This window comes from uncultured Algibacter sp. (assembly GCF_947490405.1).
Lineage (GTDB): Bacteria > Bacteroidota > Bacteroidia > Flavobacteriales > Flavobacteriaceae > Algibacter_B.
Genome location: NZ_CANLGU010000003.1, coordinates 68,366 through 87,620 on the forward strand (window position 1 = coordinate 68,366; position 19,255 = coordinate 87,620).

14 protein-coding genes are annotated in these 19,255 nt (G+C 31.7%); 6 read left to right on the plus strand and 8 right to left on the minus strand.

The annotated features are described in order from the left end of the window. Window positions 1-61: 61 nt before the first annotated feature. Together Q0772_RS08035 and Q0772_RS08040 are read right to left on the minus strand one after the other, a co-directional pair. The gene (locus tag Q0772_RS08035; RefSeq protein WP_298342653.1) at window positions 62-1,420 is read right to left on the minus strand and encodes a hypothetical protein; all 1,359 of its coding nucleotides are present in this window, start codon (window positions 1,418-1,420) and stop codon (window positions 62-64) included. 12 nt (window positions 1,421-1,432) lie between these two features. Next, on the minus strand, window positions 1,433-3,223 hold the full coding sequence (locus Q0772_RS08040) for an FISUMP domain-containing protein (RefSeq protein WP_298342656.1): 1,791 nt from the start codon (window positions 3,221-3,223) through the stop codon (window positions 1,433-1,435). Between the two features lie 702 nt (window positions 3,224-3,925). Between Q0772_RS08040 and Q0772_RS08045 the strand changes: the two genes are divergently transcribed. From Q0772_RS08045 to Q0772_RS08070, 6 genes are all read left to right on the plus strand, one after another. Further along, entirely contained in the window at window positions 3,926-5,812 is a 1,887-nt protein-coding gene (locus tag Q0772_RS08045) for a hypothetical protein (protein ID WP_298342658.1), read from the plus strand. Window positions 5,813-5,817: 5 nt separating this feature from the next. Next, window positions 5,818-8,604, plus strand: a complete 2,787-nt coding sequence (locus Q0772_RS08050; RefSeq protein ID WP_298342661.1) for a T9SS type A sorting domain-containing protein — start codon at window positions 5,818-5,820, stop codon at window positions 8,602-8,604. Window positions 8,605-9,425: 821 nt separating this feature from the next. Continuing rightward, a complete protein-coding gene (locus Q0772_RS08055; RefSeq protein WP_298342663.1) occupies window positions 9,426-10,043 on the plus strand; it encodes a VTT domain-containing protein in 618 nt (205 codons plus the stop codon). A 65-nt stretch (window positions 10,044-10,108) separates the two neighbouring features. Further along, a complete protein-coding gene (locus tag Q0772_RS08060; RefSeq protein ID WP_298342666.1) occupies window positions 10,109-10,399 on the plus strand; it encodes a DUF3817 domain-containing protein in 291 nt (96 codons plus the stop codon). Then, window positions 10,396-11,664 (plus strand): mechanosensitive ion channel domain-containing protein, encoded by a 1,269-nt coding sequence (locus Q0772_RS08065; protein ID WP_298342669.1) that lies wholly within the window; start codon window positions 10,396-10,398, stop codon window positions 11,662-11,664. The genes Q0772_RS08060 and Q0772_RS08065 overlap by 4 nt, the downstream gene beginning before the upstream one ends. 55 nt (window positions 11,665-11,719) lie before the next feature. Beyond that, window positions 11,720-12,628 (plus strand): M23 family metallopeptidase, encoded by a 909-nt coding sequence (locus Q0772_RS08070; RefSeq protein ID WP_298342674.1) that lies wholly within the window; start codon window positions 11,720-11,722, stop codon window positions 12,626-12,628. Between the two features lie 81 nt (window positions 12,629-12,709). Here Q0772_RS08070 and leuB read toward each other — a convergent pair whose 3' ends face one another. From leuB to Q0772_RS08100, 6 genes are all read right to left on the minus strand, one after another. Then, a complete protein-coding gene (gene leuB / locus Q0772_RS08075; RefSeq protein ID WP_298342676.1) occupies window positions 12,710-13,765 on the minus strand; it encodes a 3-isopropylmalate dehydrogenase in 1,056 nt (351 codons plus the stop codon). Window positions 13,766-14,013: 248 nt separating this feature from the next. Beyond that, window positions 14,014-15,534, minus strand: coding sequence for an alpha-isopropylmalate synthase regulatory domain-containing protein (locus tag Q0772_RS08080; RefSeq protein ID WP_298342679.1), 1,521 nt, complete (start codon window positions 15,532-15,534; stop codon window positions 14,014-14,016). Window positions 15,535-15,623: 89 nt separating this feature from the next. Next, window positions 15,624-16,223, minus strand: a complete 600-nt coding sequence (leuD, locus tag Q0772_RS08085; RefSeq protein ID WP_298342683.1) for a 3-isopropylmalate dehydratase small subunit — start codon at window positions 16,221-16,223, stop codon at window positions 15,624-15,626. Between the two features lie 116 nt (window positions 16,224-16,339). After that, entirely contained in the window at window positions 16,340-17,749 is a 1,410-nt protein-coding gene (gene leuC / locus Q0772_RS08090) for a 3-isopropylmalate dehydratase large subunit (RefSeq protein WP_298342686.1), read from the minus strand. A gap of 217 nt (window positions 17,750-17,966) precedes the next feature. Further along, window positions 17,967-18,350, minus strand: coding sequence for a hotdog domain-containing protein (locus Q0772_RS08095; RefSeq protein WP_298342689.1), 384 nt, complete (start codon window positions 18,348-18,350; stop codon window positions 17,967-17,969). A 16-nt stretch (window positions 18,351-18,366) separates the two neighbouring features. Continuing rightward, window positions 18,367-19,254 carry a DUF72 domain-containing protein gene (locus Q0772_RS08100; RefSeq protein WP_298342692.1) on the minus strand — a complete coding sequence of 296 codons (888 nt, stop codon included), beginning with the start codon at window positions 19,252-19,254 and terminating at the stop codon, window positions 18,367-18,369. Window position 19,255 lies beyond the last annotated feature (1 nt).

The following is a 19,255-nucleotide window of genomic DNA, read 5'->3' on the forward strand; positions in this document are numbered from 1 at the left end:
GAGATGTAAATAACCTAGGTTATTCTTATATAGAATTCAAACCAAAATGATTATTATAAAATTATTCTAATTGATAATGATGTAATTTAGAATCATCAAAAAACAATAACTGGTCGTTTTTTATTAAAATGCGAACACTAGATATTCTCTTTTTTGGAGAGACATACTTGAACATTGAATTCATCTCCGAATTATAGATTGTTAAAATTTTACCACCTCTAAACGTAACTAGGTTATCAAATGTTGATACTGAAGTGTTTTTCTCTTTAAACGTACCGTCTAACTTGGAAAAAAACAAATATTCTTGAAGAGGTTTTAACTCAGAATTATAAAAAGAAACTTTCACTTCATCTGAACTCTTTTTTTGAGAAGTCTTATAAGCCACCACAATATTATCATCAAATTGAGTATAATCTAAAATCATGCTTGTTCTAGCAGGACTAGTACTCAAGGAAATTTCTGCTAGTTGATTATCTCTATCTATTTTAAAAGATTTTATTATACCTTCCATTTTAGGTTTACCAGTTTTTTTGTGATTTTTGTTTTTTTGGGTAATAGCTTCAAATCGATACTCTGAAATATGTTTTTTCATTTTTTTAGTAAAGTCAGACCAACTTCCTTCTAAAGACGTTTTATTTACAAATTCTCCTTTAAGATCATATGTTAAAACACTTTTTCCATATTGAATAAATATAGCTCTATTGTTTATAGTATAGTTATTAATAGATTTAAATAGGACTGCTCCAAGATGTTCATGACGTTTAAAAAATTCTATTTCACCATTTGTGTCATATTTTATTAATAGTATTTCAGCTTTTTCTAACCATTCAGCCCCAGGACCCTTCGCTGTAACTCGATACCCTTTAGATAAACTTAACGCATCACTTTTTTTACCTTTATATGACAAAATTTGCCCAATGGCTAAATAACCATTATCGGATGTATTAATTACGTCAATTAAATAACAATCTCGATTAGTCTCTTTTAATTGTTTTATACTTTTAGAAACACCACTATAACTATACGACTGAATTTCTAAAGAACTATATTTTTCATATCGTCCATTTTTGTCTGGGACTTTATTAGTAATGTTATGATATTGGTATCCAAACACAATACCAGTATTTTCCCCAAAAAAACTTTTATATGACCACAGAATATTTTTATTTAATGTTTTAAGTTGAATTCGTTTACCATTCTCTATTTTTTCTAAACTATATGTATTGTATTCTTCAGAGTTTGGGTCAGAGGGAGAAATAGACTTTATATAAGATAGCTCATTGCTATTACTTAAACCGAAACTTACAATTCCGCCTTTAACATAAATTGGTTCATATTTTTTGTTAAAGGTTTTTTCTTGTGCATTACATATAAATAAGGAGGCAATACAAAGATTGAAAAATATTAGTGTTATTTTCATAATATGCGTGATTTAAAATTTAGGTAAATCCATAATACATCTACAATTCATCTGATAGTTAGCTGCAGGTTCTGAACCGTTGGTTGGAAATTTTTGCAGTTTTGCATTTTGAATCATAGGATTATTTGATGATATCGGAACTTTTCCATAAAGCTTGCGTATAGAAATATAACTAACTCCAATTAAATTTGCTGATTCATTACTAGAATAACTTGAAGACCAGAAATAAGCTCCATTCTTAAATCTCAAATCTTGACAATCTGAATTTGTACCAGAATCTTTTCTAATATAACCTCCAGTATCTGGATTAATACGACCCGATTCTTTTGGGTCGGCTTTAATAATATCTATTGCCTTTTGCCACTCCTCATTGTTTGGTAACCTCCAACCTTTAGGGCAAATTCCTTGATTATTATCCAAATTATTATTCATAACAGAATACCAGTTATAATAATACCCTAGCTCTTTTCTAACTTCTTTTGAACCATCCTTTTTACAATCAGTTCGATGAATGGCTCCATTAGTTTTAAATTTTAAATTGGTAGACATCCAAATTAGATCACCCATCTTGGATGTATAATACTTGTTATTATCTCTAGGATCAATAAATATTCTTCTATTTCGTGCAATATCAGATATTATTTTTAGATCTCTAAACTCTGAATCCATCGCTATTAATTTTTCAATATAGATAGAGGCGAGATAACTTGCTCGAAATTGATCGAGAGTTATATGTGTCGGTTGATTATTGTTCTCTTTATTTCCAGACAACTTATCATAAACAGCTTTTAATTTTGCTTTTTCAGCAGGGTCATCAATTTTTTCCAATTCTTCGATTGCCTTCTCCTTATCAAAACTAATTTTCATTCTAGAAATTTTAGGATTTCCAGATGCATCCCGAGGAAAACTATTATACTCCTTTTTTTCTATTTCTTCAAGCTCTTTAGTATTGTAGTCATTTAACAATAGTGTCTCTAGTACAAAATCGTAGTACGCATCTTGTAGTTTGGTTTTTGTACTAGAAAAGATATTAGATATAACTTGTTTAGATGAATATAATTTGGCTTCATTAGCTAAATTAAATGCGTCTTCTACTTTTTTTAGATTGTTCGATGCCAACAACTTATTAACAGGCTTAATTAATAAATTTGCTATTTTATTTCCAAGTGGTTCTAATAGACTTTTGGCTTCATTATCAAGTGATTTATCTAAACTGGCAGCTTGTTTAAAGTAGATATAGGATTTTTTTAATTTATCCAAACTGTTTTCCTTCATTAAGGATTTTGCTTCAGACATAAATTCTAAAGCTGCTTTTGATTTTATTTGATTATCCTTAAGTTTCGCTTGATTAAGTAAATTCTGATAATTTATATTTGGAAGGATAATACTAGCACCTTTTTTCTTTGAGGGTTCTTTTCTACTTTCTGGTATGTTATTAATACTTGAGTAAAGGTTTGCTAAATTGTCATATAAACTTACAATAAACGCACTTTGGTCAACAGATTTATGTTTGTCAAAAGTTTTCAACAAGGATTGAGTAGAATCTATTTTTGAGTTTTGTTCAGCTATTGCATTTTCTATATTATCGGCAATAATTTCTTGAGCAACCTTAAGCATATTCTTAGTAGATTGAGAATTATCAAGTACTTTAGTTGCGTTAAACACTGCTACATATAGGTTTCCTTTTTTAAGGTTTTTTTTTGATTCTCGAAAATATTCTCTTTGAGCTATAGCTTGAGAGCTAAATAAAAAAAGTATTAATATATAAAAAAAGCCATTACTTTTAATTAGATTAGTATTCATTATATATAAATTAAATTTGATAGAAATATCTGACTAAAGTAATTATAAGTTTACTACTTTCAAAAAATCATAGATGATATTTAGTAACTTATATAATATTACAGTTAAATTAAATATGTTTAAATAGGATGTGTAATAATTTCATTTTTTTTATGTTGATTTTATCAATTGAATCTGCTCTATTTTAGAGAATATATTCTAATGAAAACAAATGCTTCTGGGATATTTTACATACTTTTAAAATGAGAAGATCCTGAGGATATTTTCATTTTAAAACAAATTATAGATTACATGTTTATAAGAACTTCTTATCGTTTTAATATTAAATCATCCACTGGATAATCCAATATTAAAAGTGTACTATAATGTTCTGCGTTATGTAACTTTGCTTTGGTAAAAGCGAAGCTCTTTAATCCAATTTTCTTGGATTTTTTTCTTTCTAAAAGCTTCTTTAAAAAATGTAATGGAATACTCTTTGCCCGAAGCGACGATAGGAGCGAAGTGGGAATGTGTATATAATGGGATTACTCTTTTTTATGTTCAGACTTTTCACACCTTCAATTGTAAAAGTTTATATTCTTTAAAAACTTCAAGTGTAGGATAAATATACGTTTTATCGAAAAAAAATAGTAAGTCAAACTAAATAAACTTAATTTGCATCTAATATTTTATATTAAATAAATTTAATCAAATTTATCTAGAATGCTCAGATTATTCAATACAATCCTTTTTTTCTTTTTTGTAACAATCTCTTATGGTCAGGCATTAAGTGGTTCCTATACTATAGGTAATAATGCATCTGACGATTTTGCAACGCTTCAAGCTGCTGTCTCTGAATTGGAAATCAGTGGAGTCAATGGGCCTGTTGTATTTGGTATCCAATCAGGAACATATACTGTTTCCGAATTGATAATACCAACAATTAATGGCACATCTACTGCTAATACAATACGATTTCAGCCTTTAGATTCAAATGGGGTTGTTACACTTCAATCATCTACTCATTTAATAAAACTAGAAAGGTCTAATCACATAACATTTGATGGCTTAACATTTGAACTAACATCCGATAATGTGCAATATATTGGGTTACATATTAAAGGGGCTGAAGAAATTAATGTTATTAATTGCATATTTATAGCTCCAAATAACAAAGGAAAACATATACAACTTGACAACCTTAAAGTATTTTCCTCTAATACTAGTAGTACTGATTATTCTGTTCAACATGTTCAAATAGAGAACAATGTTTTTAGTAATGGAAATGTTGCTATTTTTAGTAATGGTATTAGCTATAGCAAAAACAACTATGTAAATATAATTAATAATGTTTTTGAGGGGAAGTCAGGTGTTGATATACTAATCTACTTCACTAACGATATTTATATAAAGAAGAATATCTTCACAGGTGAAAGAACAGATAACCCATTGCAATTTAGGTACATAGAAAAAAACTTTGAATTTAGTGGTAATCAGCAATATCTTGAGCAATCGAACAATTCACCACTTTATATTATGGATTGTCAGATGGACAACAGTTCTCCAATGGTTATTAAAAACAACTTCTTCAGGTCATACAGCAATAATATTTTAATACAAAGATCAAGCAATCTTAATATTTTGAACAATAGCTTTTATCATGAATCAGATTCAAATTCCTCAACAATTAGGTTTACTCAAAACCTGATGGATATTACTGTAAACAATAATATTTTTTTTAGGACTAATAGTAAAAGCCTTATATATTTTAGCAATGATATTGATCTTAATGAGTTTGATATGGACTATAACTGTTATTATACACCTGATAACACAAACGAATTCATACAAGGAGCAACTAGTTATGATTTTGAGAGTTGGAAAACGATATCTAATCATGATACCAATAGTATTCTAGCGAAACCGAATTTTATATCTTCTAATGATTTACATTTAAATAATGATGTTTTAATAGATGGAAAGGGTAAGGTATTACAAGGTGTAACGAATGATATTGATGGTGAGGTTAGAAATGAGACCACGCCAGATATTGGAGCAGATGAATTCGATTTAGACCAAAGTTCATTGGTAGATATAGAAATCGAATCTCTTGTATATTCTGATAACAATCCTTGCTTACTACTACAAGATATCGTAGTGTCTATTAAAAACAATAGTGCTTTCCCCATAACGTCTTATAATATTGAATGGTGGTTATTTAATAATTCAAAAGGAAAGACAACTATTAACGAGTCTATAAACCCTTCAGAAAGCAAATTAGTTAATTTAGGAGCCTTCACTTTTATTGATAATACTGATTATAATTTGCGTTTCGAGATTTCAAATCCTAATGAAACTCTTGATAATAATCTTTCAAATAATGAATTGATTGTTGATTATAGCTTTTTATCAACACTAGAAATTTACAAAGAATTAGATGAGTGTAATAATGAATATACGCTTTATATTAAAGGTATAACAAATAATTCTATTATATGGTCTACAGGAGAATCTTCAAAATATATTAAAGTTAGTGAACCAGGAACTTATTCGGTTTCAATAACTAATAGTTTTGGATGTACAATCACTAAAAGTGTAACAATTAATTGATAATCATGGAAAAAAGAACTATTTACATAATTAATAAGCTAATTGTTTTTACATATTTTTCATTTTGTAGCTTTGTTTTATCTTCCCAAGAGTATACTTTTTCAACAAGGGGTTTAAATGATAATAACATTAATTTTTATTACAAAACACAGAAGCTTAATGATGGTGTCATTCTTTCAAGTAAAGTTATTGCTAAAAATGAAGAGATACCTGTAGTAATTAAATTAGACACAGAAGGTAACCTAATATGGTCTACAGCTAATTGTCTAGCAGATTCTTTCGCTGCAATAAATAGTATGTATTTTAATGTTTTTGATGATAATAGTTTATATGTTAAAATCCATAGTACCGATTATGATATCAATAATAGAAGTTTAGAGTCATTATACAATGGTATTAGTAATCCAAAGGTTACTGTTGTAAAGATTAATCTCAATTCTGGAGAAGTTGTTTGGAAAAATGAGATTCAAGATTTGGAATCTAAGACAGGAGACTTTGTTGATCTTGATAATAATAAATTTATATTTTTTTCGAATGAGGATGATTTAGGTAAAGTATTTACAATTGACAAAAATTCAGGATTAATTGAAACTATTTATGATCATTCAATTAAGATTTTGGATTTAGAAGCTGACCATAGTGGAAATTTAGTTTTTTTAGATTCTAATGGTTTGCACAAATTAAATGGATTAAATTTCAATTCTTTTCTTTATTCAAAAATTTACGATGGGCATGATAATATTTCCAGAATATTTAAGGATAAATTCGGGGAATTCTTTTTGTTTCAAGACTCTAAGTCAATAAAGATAAATGTTTCTAATGGAAAAGAAATTTGGAGAAAATCCGGGAGTTCTCAGCAGGGTATTACAAGTATTCTAGATACAAATGATTTTCTTTATTTTACCACGAGATATGCATACGTGGGTTCTAGAAATGATTATTACACATGTAGTAAAATAGATAAGGTTTCAGGTGACCTAGTTTGGTATACATTAAATAAAATGTCAGATTTTGGTATGCGTCAAAGTCATAGTGGAGGAAATGCAGCAGCTTTAAGTTTGGATATAGATTGTAATGGAGATTTATATATGACCGGTTATTACGGCGATGCTAATTATGGTCCTGAAGCACTAGGTGTCATGAAAATTTCTGGAGCAACAGGTGAGAAAATCAATGATATTACGGTAACAAATTTTCCAGATACTTTTGATAATATAAGTTATGGGAATGCTATATATGTTTTCAATGATAAAGTAAACTGTTTTGGTTATTTGGAAGGTGATGATCTTAGTTCAATTCCTTCATTTATTAATACAGATTTAAGCTTAGAGAACCTTAATGTGAAAAATATTAATAGCGGATATACATACAAATCAGAATTAGTAAAACTGGAAAAAATTGGAAATACTATTTGTCAATTAAGGCAAAATGGAAAAGATGTTGAGCTTGTTAAAACGGATGCTTCAATGAATGAAATCTGGACCAGTAATATTTCAGAGGGTTTCTTGACAACACCTGATAAAATATTTATTAGTAATGATTTTATTTATGTGTCTTATGTGGGTTATGATGATGTAAAAAGAAAACTATATGTTGCAAAATTATCAAATTCTACAGGTGAAATATTAGACAGCGTATTAATTTCAGAGGAAAGCACGAACGGTCATTATATTGATTTTAAAGGTATTGATTTTGTAGCAGATAATCAATCTCTATATTTTATTTATGGCACAGATAACCGATATTATTATCGTGAAGATTTAGCTAAATGGAATTTGAGCACAGGCGAAGTGCAGACAAAATTTTTGAAAAGTGAAAATAAATCAAAATTCGATATCTTTCAATATGAAGGAGATTTGGTTTTAAGCACTTTTGATAAAATTTATTTATTTTCAAATTCTGAGATATACACAATAAAAAAAGATGATTTATCTTACACCACAGATGTTGGTGGAAATCAAACAACACGTTCGTTTTTATTTAATTCTAGCTTAATTTACAGGTATGGTATAACATCTTCAACTACGGTGTCAAAAAAACAATCTTTGAAGTGTCAATACATTAGTAACTTAAATTATGTTTGGCACAGTAGTTTTATTGAGGAAGGTACAATTTTAAAAGTTATCACTGATCCCTACGATAGTAACTATTTATATTCAATTGGTACAGATAGTGAAAAGATTAATTATAAAAAAATTAACGCTACAAATGGAAGTTTAATATGGAATATCACACGATCATTAGAGCTTGGTTATGATAATCCAGAATTAATAGATATGTATTATGATTTCGGCACAAACTCTATAAAGGCTTATTACAGTTATAGTAAAGATAACGATTTAGTGGTTTTCGACGAATCAATTTCAAAATATACTGGCGATATGTTGAGTTTAGAGAAATATAGTAATCTCGCTTCAAATGTAGTTAATCCAGCATTTTATTTTTTTAATTCGGAAGATGACATAATTGTTGGCGGAGCAATGTTAGATAATTGCATTGATAACAATTACGGTGTTATCAAATTAATAAGTAAGTCAAATTTATCTGTAGAAGGCATTATTAGTAATAATAAAATCAATATTTTTCCTAATCCGTCTTCTGGTATAGTTCAGGTTAGTGCAAATTACCCAATTAGTAAAATCATTGTTTATGACAGTTTTGGGAACGTTGTAATTTCAAAACTGTCTTCTAGTAGTACTATAGATATGTCATCACTACATAGTGGTTTATATATGTTTAAAATTGAAATGGTTAATGGCTATAATGAAACAAAGAAAATCATTAAATTGTAATCCTACGTTATAACAGTAAAAGACTATAATATTTATTTCGATAGTTATTCTTTAATTTTAGTTTTATAATATTCTGTAAAATAGAATGAGTGCGTTTTTACCCAGATGAAGCGTTGGCAAAACGGCCTCATAAAACTTTGGTTAAAACAATAGGTGAATGAGCGTGTATATTTTAGAGAGCTAGCAACACATTTTCTTGACACGAGCAAGTTTGCAATGCTAGTTCTCAGCAGTCGTAAGACGTTACAATCCTTATGTTCTTAAACAACTAAATCAAAAAATGTTGAATAATTGCAGAATTTGAGCAAGTGTATAGAAATTTATTTTTCTTAAATTTTATACTCTTGCGGAAACCTTTACGAGAATGCCGTAGAAAAAAATATTGCAAGATTATTATCTAATACGCGAATTTCAAACAAATGCAAAAGCTAGCTTTTTTTGGTGTGGCCAAGCGGTGGCAATCCCGATGTTAAATCGGGACTAGCGGTTGGGCGCGGCAATTTTACATAGCGTCTAATTATAGTACAAACAGCAGAATGTTTCTTATTTAGCAATAAACCCAAGAGCCAAATGTTTAAATGACCCCAGTACTAAAGTTTATTATGTGTTCAAGACTTTCTGGGATATTTTACATAATATGGAATTATAGCTTACAAATGGATAAACCACACTTATTAACTAAACAATACATTTGTACTATAATTTATATTATGTAAAATATAATATTTTGCAACACCATAGGTTCTATTAAAAATGTTAATTTTTTTTATAAAAACTTATCTAGCCTTATATTTGTATCCCCTCGATATCTATCTTGAAGTATGAAAGAAAAGTCAAAGCAGAAAACTGCAAAATCTCGTTTGCAGTTATTACATCAGTATTATAACTATACAGGATTTTATTCGTTTGTATGGCAAGCTGTAAAAAAAGCTTTGCCATATATTATTGGTATTGTACTAGCTGTTTATACTTTAAATCATTTTTTTAATATTGAAGCTGGTTTAATCAAACTAACTGAAATTTTACCTTCTTATGGTGTATTAAGTTTCTTTTTTGTTTCAGAAACCTTACTCGGACTCATTCCACCAGAAATCTTTATTGCTTGGGCAGGAAAAATGTATAGCCCTTGGTTTTATTTAAGCTTACTGGCTGTTTTATCTTATGGCGGTGGTTTATTGTCGTATTGGATGGGGCGTTCAATTACAAAAATGCCTTCAGTACATAACTATTTAGAAGTAAAAATGGAAAAACAACTTAAAAACTCCAAAAAATGGGGAGGATTTTTAATTGTTGTTGGAGCGCTTTTACCACTACCCTTTTCAATATCATGCATTGCAGCGGGTATTATTGAGTTTCCTTTTAAAAATGTTGTGCTTTACGGATCATTACGTTTATTGCGTTTCGTTATTTACGGACTGATTATATTCAACGTATTTTAAAAAAAGCTTAAAAAGCAACGTTATTACTTCATTCTGAATTATTTTTGCATTAAAATTAATTCAGTATGTTTTCTTCATTAAATATTTTCAGAATTGTAGCACTCCTTGAAGGTGTTTCGTATATATTATTGCTATTTATTGCTACACCTATTAAATACCTTTTAGATGATCCGCAATATGTTAAACTCTTAGGTATGCCCCATGGCTTATTGTTTGTAGCTTATATAGCATTAGCCTTCTTATTTAAAAAGGAGTTTTCGTGGACCAACAACCAATTTCTTATTGTATTGTTAGCAGCTATCATACCTTTTGGCACCTTCTATATTGATAGAAAATATTTAAAATCGGCCCAATGATTCAAGAAAGCCTTACAGAAACCACTACGGGTTTAAAACACTGGGTTTTTAAAAAACTTACTGAATTAGGTGTCTCAGAGCAATCTGCTGAATATCTAAACATGCTTATTCTTCTTATTGGATTACTCATTGTAATTTTCCTTGTAGATATAATTATAAGAAAATTACTTATTGGTGCATTCTCACAGTTTGCAAAACGGTCAAAAACCAATTTTGATGATTTACTTATATCCAATAAAGTACCAAGAAATATAGCGCATATCATCCCACTTTTAATTGCAATTGAATTTGTCCCAGATGTATTTGTTGATTTTGGAAACTTTGAGAATATCATCGAAAAATATTTAAAAGTATTCGCTATAATACTAACGCTTTGGATTGCAAGAAGTCTATTAAACACACTAAAAGATTTTTTAAAAACCCTAACTAGATTTAAGGATAAACCTATAGATAGTTATATTCAGGTGTTTATGATTTTTGCATGGCTTGGTGGTATCATGTCTGCTATCGCTATAATTACGGGTATTCCCTTTTTAAAATTCTTAACCGGTTTAGGGGCTATTTCAGCAGTAATTATTTTAGTCTTCAGAGACACCATCCTGGGATTTGTCGCCAGTATCCAAGTATCTATTAACGATATGGTGCGTATTGGCGATTGGATTACTTTTGAAAAATATGGTGCTGATGGTGATGTTATAGAAATTACGCTTGCTACAGTAAAAGTTCAAAACTTTGATAAAACGATTACTACAATACCAACCTATGCACTTATTTCTGAGTCTTTTAAAAACTGGCGTGGTATGTCTAATTCTGGTGGGCGTCGTATTAAGCGTTCTCTAAATATAAAACAAAACAGTATCAAATGTTTAACGCATGCTGATATTGAAAAATTGAAAAACATTCAATTAATAAATGCATATCTAGTAAACAAACAAAATGATATTTCAGAGTACAATAGATTGCATAATGCTAATAAAGAGGTGCTTCTAAATGGAAGAAACCTTACTAATGTTGGTGTGTTTAGAAAATATATTCAAACTTATATAGAAAATCATTCGGCCATTAATAAAGATATGACAATTATGGTTCGTCAATTAGCTCCAAATGCTGAAGGGTTGCCAATTGAGATTTACGCGTTTAGTAGTGATAAACGTTGGGTTAATTATGAATATATTATCGCAGACATCTTTGATCATGTGCTCTCTGCAATTCCTTATTTTGATTTAGAGGTTTTCGAGTATTCAACAAAATCTCATAATTCTTAGGTATCAATTATGTTATGCAAAATCAAATGTTTTAATTTGTTATAAAATCATTTTTATGAGGAAATTAGTAGTTTTAATCTTTATATTATGTTTGCAACAAACTTCTAATTGTCAAGATTATTTAGCTATAAAACAAGGTTTAGATTCTATTGCTAAGCGTTACGCAATTAATGTTACAAATGCTCCAAAGATAAAAGCGCCACAGGTTAATATTAAAAGCAATTACTGGGATACTATAAATTTTAACCCTTATAGAAACCAATTAAAAAAATTTCCTTTTCAAATAAAATTTACAGACAGCATTTACACATCCCCTGTTATGGGCAAAAAAGTCATAACATCACGTTACGGATGGCGACGCGGTAGGCCCCACAAAGGCATAGATATAGATTTAGTTACTGGTGATAGTCTTGTAGCTATGTTTGATGGTATTGTACGTTTTGCAAGGTATAGCTCAGGTCATGGACGTACTGTAGTTGTAAGGCATTTTAATGGTTTAGAAACTGTTTATGCGCATTTATCAAGTTATGCTGTTAAAGCTAACGATACTGTAAAAAGTGGACAATTACTGGGGAAAGGCGGTACTTCAGGAAATGCAAGAGGGAGTCATTTGCATTTAGTGGTTAGTTATAAAGGCAATTATATAAACCCAGAATATCTATTTGATTTTTCTGAAAATAATAAAGTAAGAGATCAAAACATTTGGGTGACTAAGAAATGGGTAAAATCACATTTTCACACTTCAAAAAGGCAAAGTGAACTGGAATTATTTACAACAGAAGAATTGGCTATAGCTGCTCAAAAAAAAGAAAACAGAAAAAAAGTTTATATTGTTAAAAGTGGTGACACCCTTTCAGGTATTTCCAGCAAATATCATGTGTCTTTATCAAGACTTTGTAAAGCAAATGCTATTAGTAAAACAAGTACTTTAAGGATTGGGCAAAAGCTCATAATAAATAGATAGTAAATTAATTGCTATACAAATAAAAAAACCTGCTAAGTATTTTACTTAGCAGGTTTTTTTAGTATAATCTATAGTCATAGTCTAGATATGACTAGCTAACCAATCACCTACTTCTTTAGTACCGTAAGCTTTTCCGCCATCAGCTAAATCTTCAGTTACCATACCTTCATTCAATGCCTTATTAACTACTGCTCTAATGGTTTTGCCTTCATCTAACAAACCAAAGTTTTCAAACATCATAGCTGCAGATAACACGGTAGCCATTGGGTTTGCAATATTTAATCCCGTTGCCTGTGGGTAAGACCCATGAATAGGCTCAAACAATCCAATATCCGATCCTAATGATGCCGATGGCATTAATCCCATTGACCCAGAAATTACAGAAGCCTCATCCGTTAAAATATCACCAAATAAGTTTTCAGTAATCAAAACATCGTAGCTATTTGGCCATTGTACCAAACGCATTGCAACCGCATCTACAAACTCATAACTCACTTCCACTTCAGGATAATCCTTTTCCATAGCCTGTACCGTTTCTCTCCAAAGTCTAGACGTTTCCAAAACGTTAGCCTTATCCACACAGCATAATTTCTTACCACGCGTCATTGCCAATTCAAAACCTTTTTTAGCCAAACGTTGCACTTCAGCACGTGTATAAACACAGTTATCAAATGCCGTTTCTCCCTCTTCTCTTCTACCCTTTTCACCAAAGTAAATTCCTCCAGTCAACTCACGTAAAAACACCAAATCGGTACCTTCAATACGTTCCTTTTTTAATGGCGATTTATCCAATAACGATGGAAAAGTAAACGTTGGGCGCACGTTAGCAAACAGGCCTAAAGCCTTACGCATTTTTAATAACCCTTGCTCTGGGCGAACCTTTGCAGACGGATCGTTATCAAAACGTGGGTGACCAATAGCTCCAAACAACACCGCATCACTACTTTTACAAATCTCGTGCGTTTCATCTGGGTAAGGCTCTCCAACAGCATCAATTGCCGCTGCTCCCGTTAATGCTGGCTTCCAATTAATTTCATGTCCAAATTTCGCAGCAACCGCGTCACTTACTTTAACCGCTTGGTCTATTACTTCAGGTCCTATACCGTCTCCGGCTAAAAGGGCAATGTTTAATTTCATTTGTATATTAATTTAATCTTTTAATTTTAAATTTTATTTGGGCGTTACCCTATCGGGTCGGGCTTTCCGTTTCAAGTCCTCGCACCTCCTACGTCAGGCTGTGGGCTTTCCTCTGCAATCCCTAACGCAGATGTGTTTGCTAGCTAAATGTCTCAATATTAACTATTGGTATGTTAACTAAAACCATCTAATTTTGTTTAATTGCTTAATCGGATCAGATATGACGATTGAACAATTTAACATCATAACTAGCTCACCACAATATTCAACATCTTCTCAGTTGCCTTTATCGCCGATACAGTCTGGTCACTATCCAAACCTCGCGTTTTAAATTCCTTTTCAGCATTTTTCCAAGTAATAATCGTTTCACACAGTGCGTCAGAATTACTTCCTGGAGGTATCCTTACCGCATAATCAATCAAATTTGGCAAGGTAATTTTCTTCTTTTTAAATATTGATTTTAGTGCATTCATAAACGCATCATACTGTCCATCCCCTTGTGCATGCTCCTCAAAAGTTTCATCTTCAATAGTAATTGACACCGTTGTAGAAGGTTTTAAACCTTTAGAATGTGTTAGTACATATGAATTTACCGTGATTTTTTCTTCGTAAGTTCTATCTAATACATCCGAAATTATATAGGGTAAATCCTCTTTAGTGACTACCTGTTTTTTATCGCCCAACTCAATAATGCGCTGTGTAACTTTCTTTAAATCCTCATCATTAAGCTGTAAACCTAATTGCTGCAAATTCTTTTGAATATTAGCTTTTCCAGACGCTTTACCCAAAGCATATTGGCGAGTTCTTCCAAAACGTTCAGGCATCAAATCACTAAAATATAGATTGTTTTTGTTGTCGCCATCTGCATGTATACCCGCTGTTTGTGTAAATACATTGGCGCCTACAATGGGCTTATTTGCTGGAATCATCACTCCAGAAAAATTCTCAACCAGCTTACTTACCGTGTACAATACCTTTTCATTTACTCCCATTTCAATATTGGGCATAAAATCATTAATTACCGCAATGGTACTACTCATTGGTGCATTTCCTGCACGCTCACCCATGCCATTAACTGTTAAGTGCAAACCATCCGCACCAGCTTTTAAGCCTTCAATAGCATTAGCCACACCCAAATCATAATCATTGTGTGCATGAAAATCAAAATGCAAGCTTGGATAGGTGTCTTTTATCTCTTTAACAAAGTTGTATGATTCTTCAGGAGTCAATACACCCAAAGTATCTGGGAGCATTATTCTAGCAATATCTTGTGTGCTTAAAAATGCTAAAAACTCATAAACATAGTCTTTAGAATTGCGCATGCCATTACTCCAATCTTCTAAATATACATTGGTAGTAATATCATTTTCAGAAGCCAATGCTATGGTTTCTGATATTTCTTTAAAATGCTGACTAGAAGTCTTTTTAAGCTGGTGAGTTAAATGATTTAATGAGCCTTTGGTTAGTAAATTTTGAACCTTAGCACCCGCATTTTTCATCCATTCAATAGACACCCCTTTATCTACAAAAGTTAAAACTTCAACCTTGTTTAAATAATCATTTTCGGCTGCCCAATCTGTAATACTTTTTACGGCTTGAAACTCGCCTTCAGATACTCTAGCCGAAGCAATTTCAATACGGTCTACCTTCAATTCTTCAAGTAATAATTTTGCAATCGTAAGTTTCTCCGATGCAGAAAACGACACCGTAGAGGTTTGTTCTCCATCACGAAGCGTCGTATCCATTATTTCTATTCTTCTCTTAGACATTGAGGGTTTTATATTCACAAAAAGCATTTCATTGAATTAATGGAATGCTTTTTAAATGTTATTATAGTGTATCTATGGTGCTAATATACTTAAAAAGGTCTTGTTTCAGCAAATGCCTTAACCTCTTCTTTCATGTTTTGAAGATAGTCGATATCATCAAAACCGTTTAACATATTATCTTTTTTATACCCATTGATATTAAAAGATTCAGATTCTCCAGTTAACACCAAAGTTACGGTTTGGTTTGGTAAATCTACTTTTATTTCTGTTTTAGGATCTGCTTCAATAGCATCAAATAGTTTTTGAGCAAAGTCAACCGATACCTGTACTGGCAACACGCCAATATTTAAACAGTTATTTCTAAAAATATCAGCAAAGAACGACGATATTACACAACGTAATCCAAAATCGTAAACCGACCATGCTGCGTGCTCTCTAGAAGAACCAGAACCAAAGTTCTTCCCTCCTACTAAAATCTTAGAACCAGCATATTTTGCATCGTTTAATGGAAAATCTGCAATAGGGTTACCTTCAGAATCATATCTCCAATCACGGAAAAAATTATCTCCAAATCCTTTACGCTCAGTTGCTTTCAAGAAACGAGCAGGTATAATTTGGTCTGTATCCACATTCTCTATTGGTAATGGATATGCTGTACTTGTTAATACTTCAAATTTATCGTAAGCCATTTTATTTTACTTTTTACTTTTTGCTTTTTGCTTTTTGCCTTTAGCTTTTAGCTATTGGCAGACTATTATAATTGTTGTGTTTTGCTGATGGCTATTTACCAAAAGCTAATAACTTTTTAAGCTGTCGCTGCCTCCATAATTGTTCGCGGATCTGTAACCACACCTGTAACTGCAGTTGCTGCTGCTACTAGCGGAGAGGCTAACAATGTTCTTGATCCAGGTCCTTGACGTCCTTCAAAGTTTCTGTTAGATGTAGAAACTGCTAATTTTCCAGCAGGTACTTTATCATCATTCATTGCTAAACATGCAGAACATCCAGGTTCTCTTAAAACAAAACCAGCTGCGTCTAATATTTTATCTAAACCTTCTTCCTTAATCTGATCTACAACTTTATGCGATCCAGGAACCAACCAAGCTGTGATATTATCTGCTTTTTGGCGGCCTTCAACTATAGAACAAAATGCTCTAAAATCTTCGATACGTCCGTTTGTACATGAACCTAGGAAAACATAATCAACCTGCTTGCCTATCATGTCATCTCCTTCATCAAACTTCATATAGCCCAAAGACTTCTTGTAGGTAGCAACACCACCTTGTACATCTTCCGCCATAGGAATAGATTGTGTTACACCCATTCCCATCCCTGGATTTGTACCATAAGTAATCATTGGTTCAATATCAGCAGCATCATAGTTAAATTCTATATCAAATTCCGCATCATCATCGGTTTTAAGCGTTTTCCAATAGTCCATCGCTTTATCCCAATCTGCACCTTTTGGCGTATGCTTTCTACCTTTAATATATTCAAACGTTTTTTCGTCTGGAGCAATCATACCACCACGTGCACCCATCTCAATAGATAAGTTACATACCGTCATACGTCCTTCCATACTCATATCTTCAAAAACATCGCCAGCATATTCTACAAAATATCCTGTAGCACCAGAAGTGGTTTGTTGCGAGATGATATATAAGGCAACATCTTTAGGTGTTACACCAAAACCAAGTTTACCATTTACGTTAATGCGCATTTTCTTAGGCTTAGGCTGCATAATACATTGTGTAGACAATACCATTTCTACCTCAGAAGTACCAATACCAAACGCAATGGCACCAAAAGCGCCGTGCGTTGATGTGTGCGAATCTCCACAAACAATAGTAGATCCTGGTAAAGTAATACCATTTTCAGGGCCTACAATGTGTACAATACCATTGTTTCTGTGTCCTAAGCCCCAATGGGAAATACCGTATTGTTCAGCATTTGAAGCCAAAGCTTCTAATTGATTTGCAGATAAAGGATCTGCAACTGGTAAATGCTGATTCCAAGTTGGTGTGTTATGGTCTGCAGTAGCAAATGTGCGCTCTGGATACATTACGCCAATGCCTCTAGTCCTTAACCCAACAAATGCAACTGGACTTGTTACTTCGTGTATAAAATGACGATCTATAAAAAATACGTCTGGTCCGTCTTCTATGTTTCTAACAACGTGAGAGTCCCACACTTTGTCAAATAATGTCTTGCTCATAAATAATAAAGGTTTGTTTTTGAATAATTTTGAAACACTCGTTTCGTTTCAAATTACACAGCATACAAAGTTATAGTTAATTACATTTATTCAAAAGATAAGAGCACATTGTTATTTTATTTTTATAAAATATACAAAGAAGCGTTTATAAATTGCATTTTCTGCAACAGAATTGAAAATTTGATTGTAATTTTTAAAGAGAAATAGTAACGTTTTTTTACAATCTGTCTTTCACGTATTCTACTTGTGTTTTTCCATGAGGTAAAACCTTACCATCAAGACCAATATTTACCATGACGATATTAGAAATAGTAATTATGGTTTCGCGCGTTCTCATATTTCTAACCTCGCAGCTTAGTGTTAGTGATGCTTTACCAAATTTTGTGGCTCTTATACCAATTTCAATCACATCACCTTGTTTTGCCGAAGCTTTAAAATCAATTTCACTAATATATTTAGTAACTACTTTTTGATTTTCTAATTGGACAATGCTATACAGAGCCGCTTCTTCGTCAATCCACTGTAAAAGTCGTCCTCCAAAAAGAGTACCGTTAGCATTTAAATCTTCTGGTTTAATCCATTTTCTAGTATGAAATCGCATAAATTTTATATAATGTTTAAAATAATGTATTTTGAGTTTCTTGGTTAGGAATGGTGAGATTGCACTCCAATTCTGCATTAAGTTTTTTTATGAAGTAGGCGGACAACAAAGGCGACTCTTTTTCTATATTCTGATGAATAAAAAAATCAATTTCCTTAATCCCTTGCGCTTTCCATAATTTAAGGCGTTCTACCCAATCGTCTAAGCGCGTGTAATCAGATTTGTGATTGGCTCCTACATAGCGTACAAAGGCTGTAGCATTAGTTAACCGCATGTGCATCAAATCGCGTCTGCCAGCTGTATCTACAATAACATTAGATATATTGTTCACTTCTAAAAGTTGGTACAATTCTTCTGCAATAGTATTGTCATTATACCAATTGGTGTGTCTAAACTCAATGGCTAACGGAATTTCTTTTGGCCATGCTTCAACAAAGTGTACCACTCTATCAAAATCTTTGGGTGCAAAATTACTGTGCATTTGTAAAAATATTGTCCCTAGTTTTTCTTTTAAATTTGAAGCGTTGTATAGATAATTATCAACTACAGCGTTAGTTTCGTTTAAACGCTTCCAATGGCTAATTTCCTGATTTAATTTTGGGAAAAACTTAAATCCTGCTGGTGTTTTATCATACCATTTTGCAAATTGTTCTGCTGGAAATATGCGGTAAAATGTGGCGTTTAGCTCAATGGCATTAAACTGACTTGAATAATAACCCAATTCGTCTTTTGTGCCTCTTGGGTAAAACCCTTTTAAATCGGCTCTATTCCATTTAGCACAACCTACATAAATCTCTGGAACGTTGTCGTCTTTTACTTTTTCTAAAACACGCGCTGTATCTGGGTGATCTTTAGGTAAGGTAAAATCAATTAATTCTGGGTTATCAACACCTCCAAATTTCATA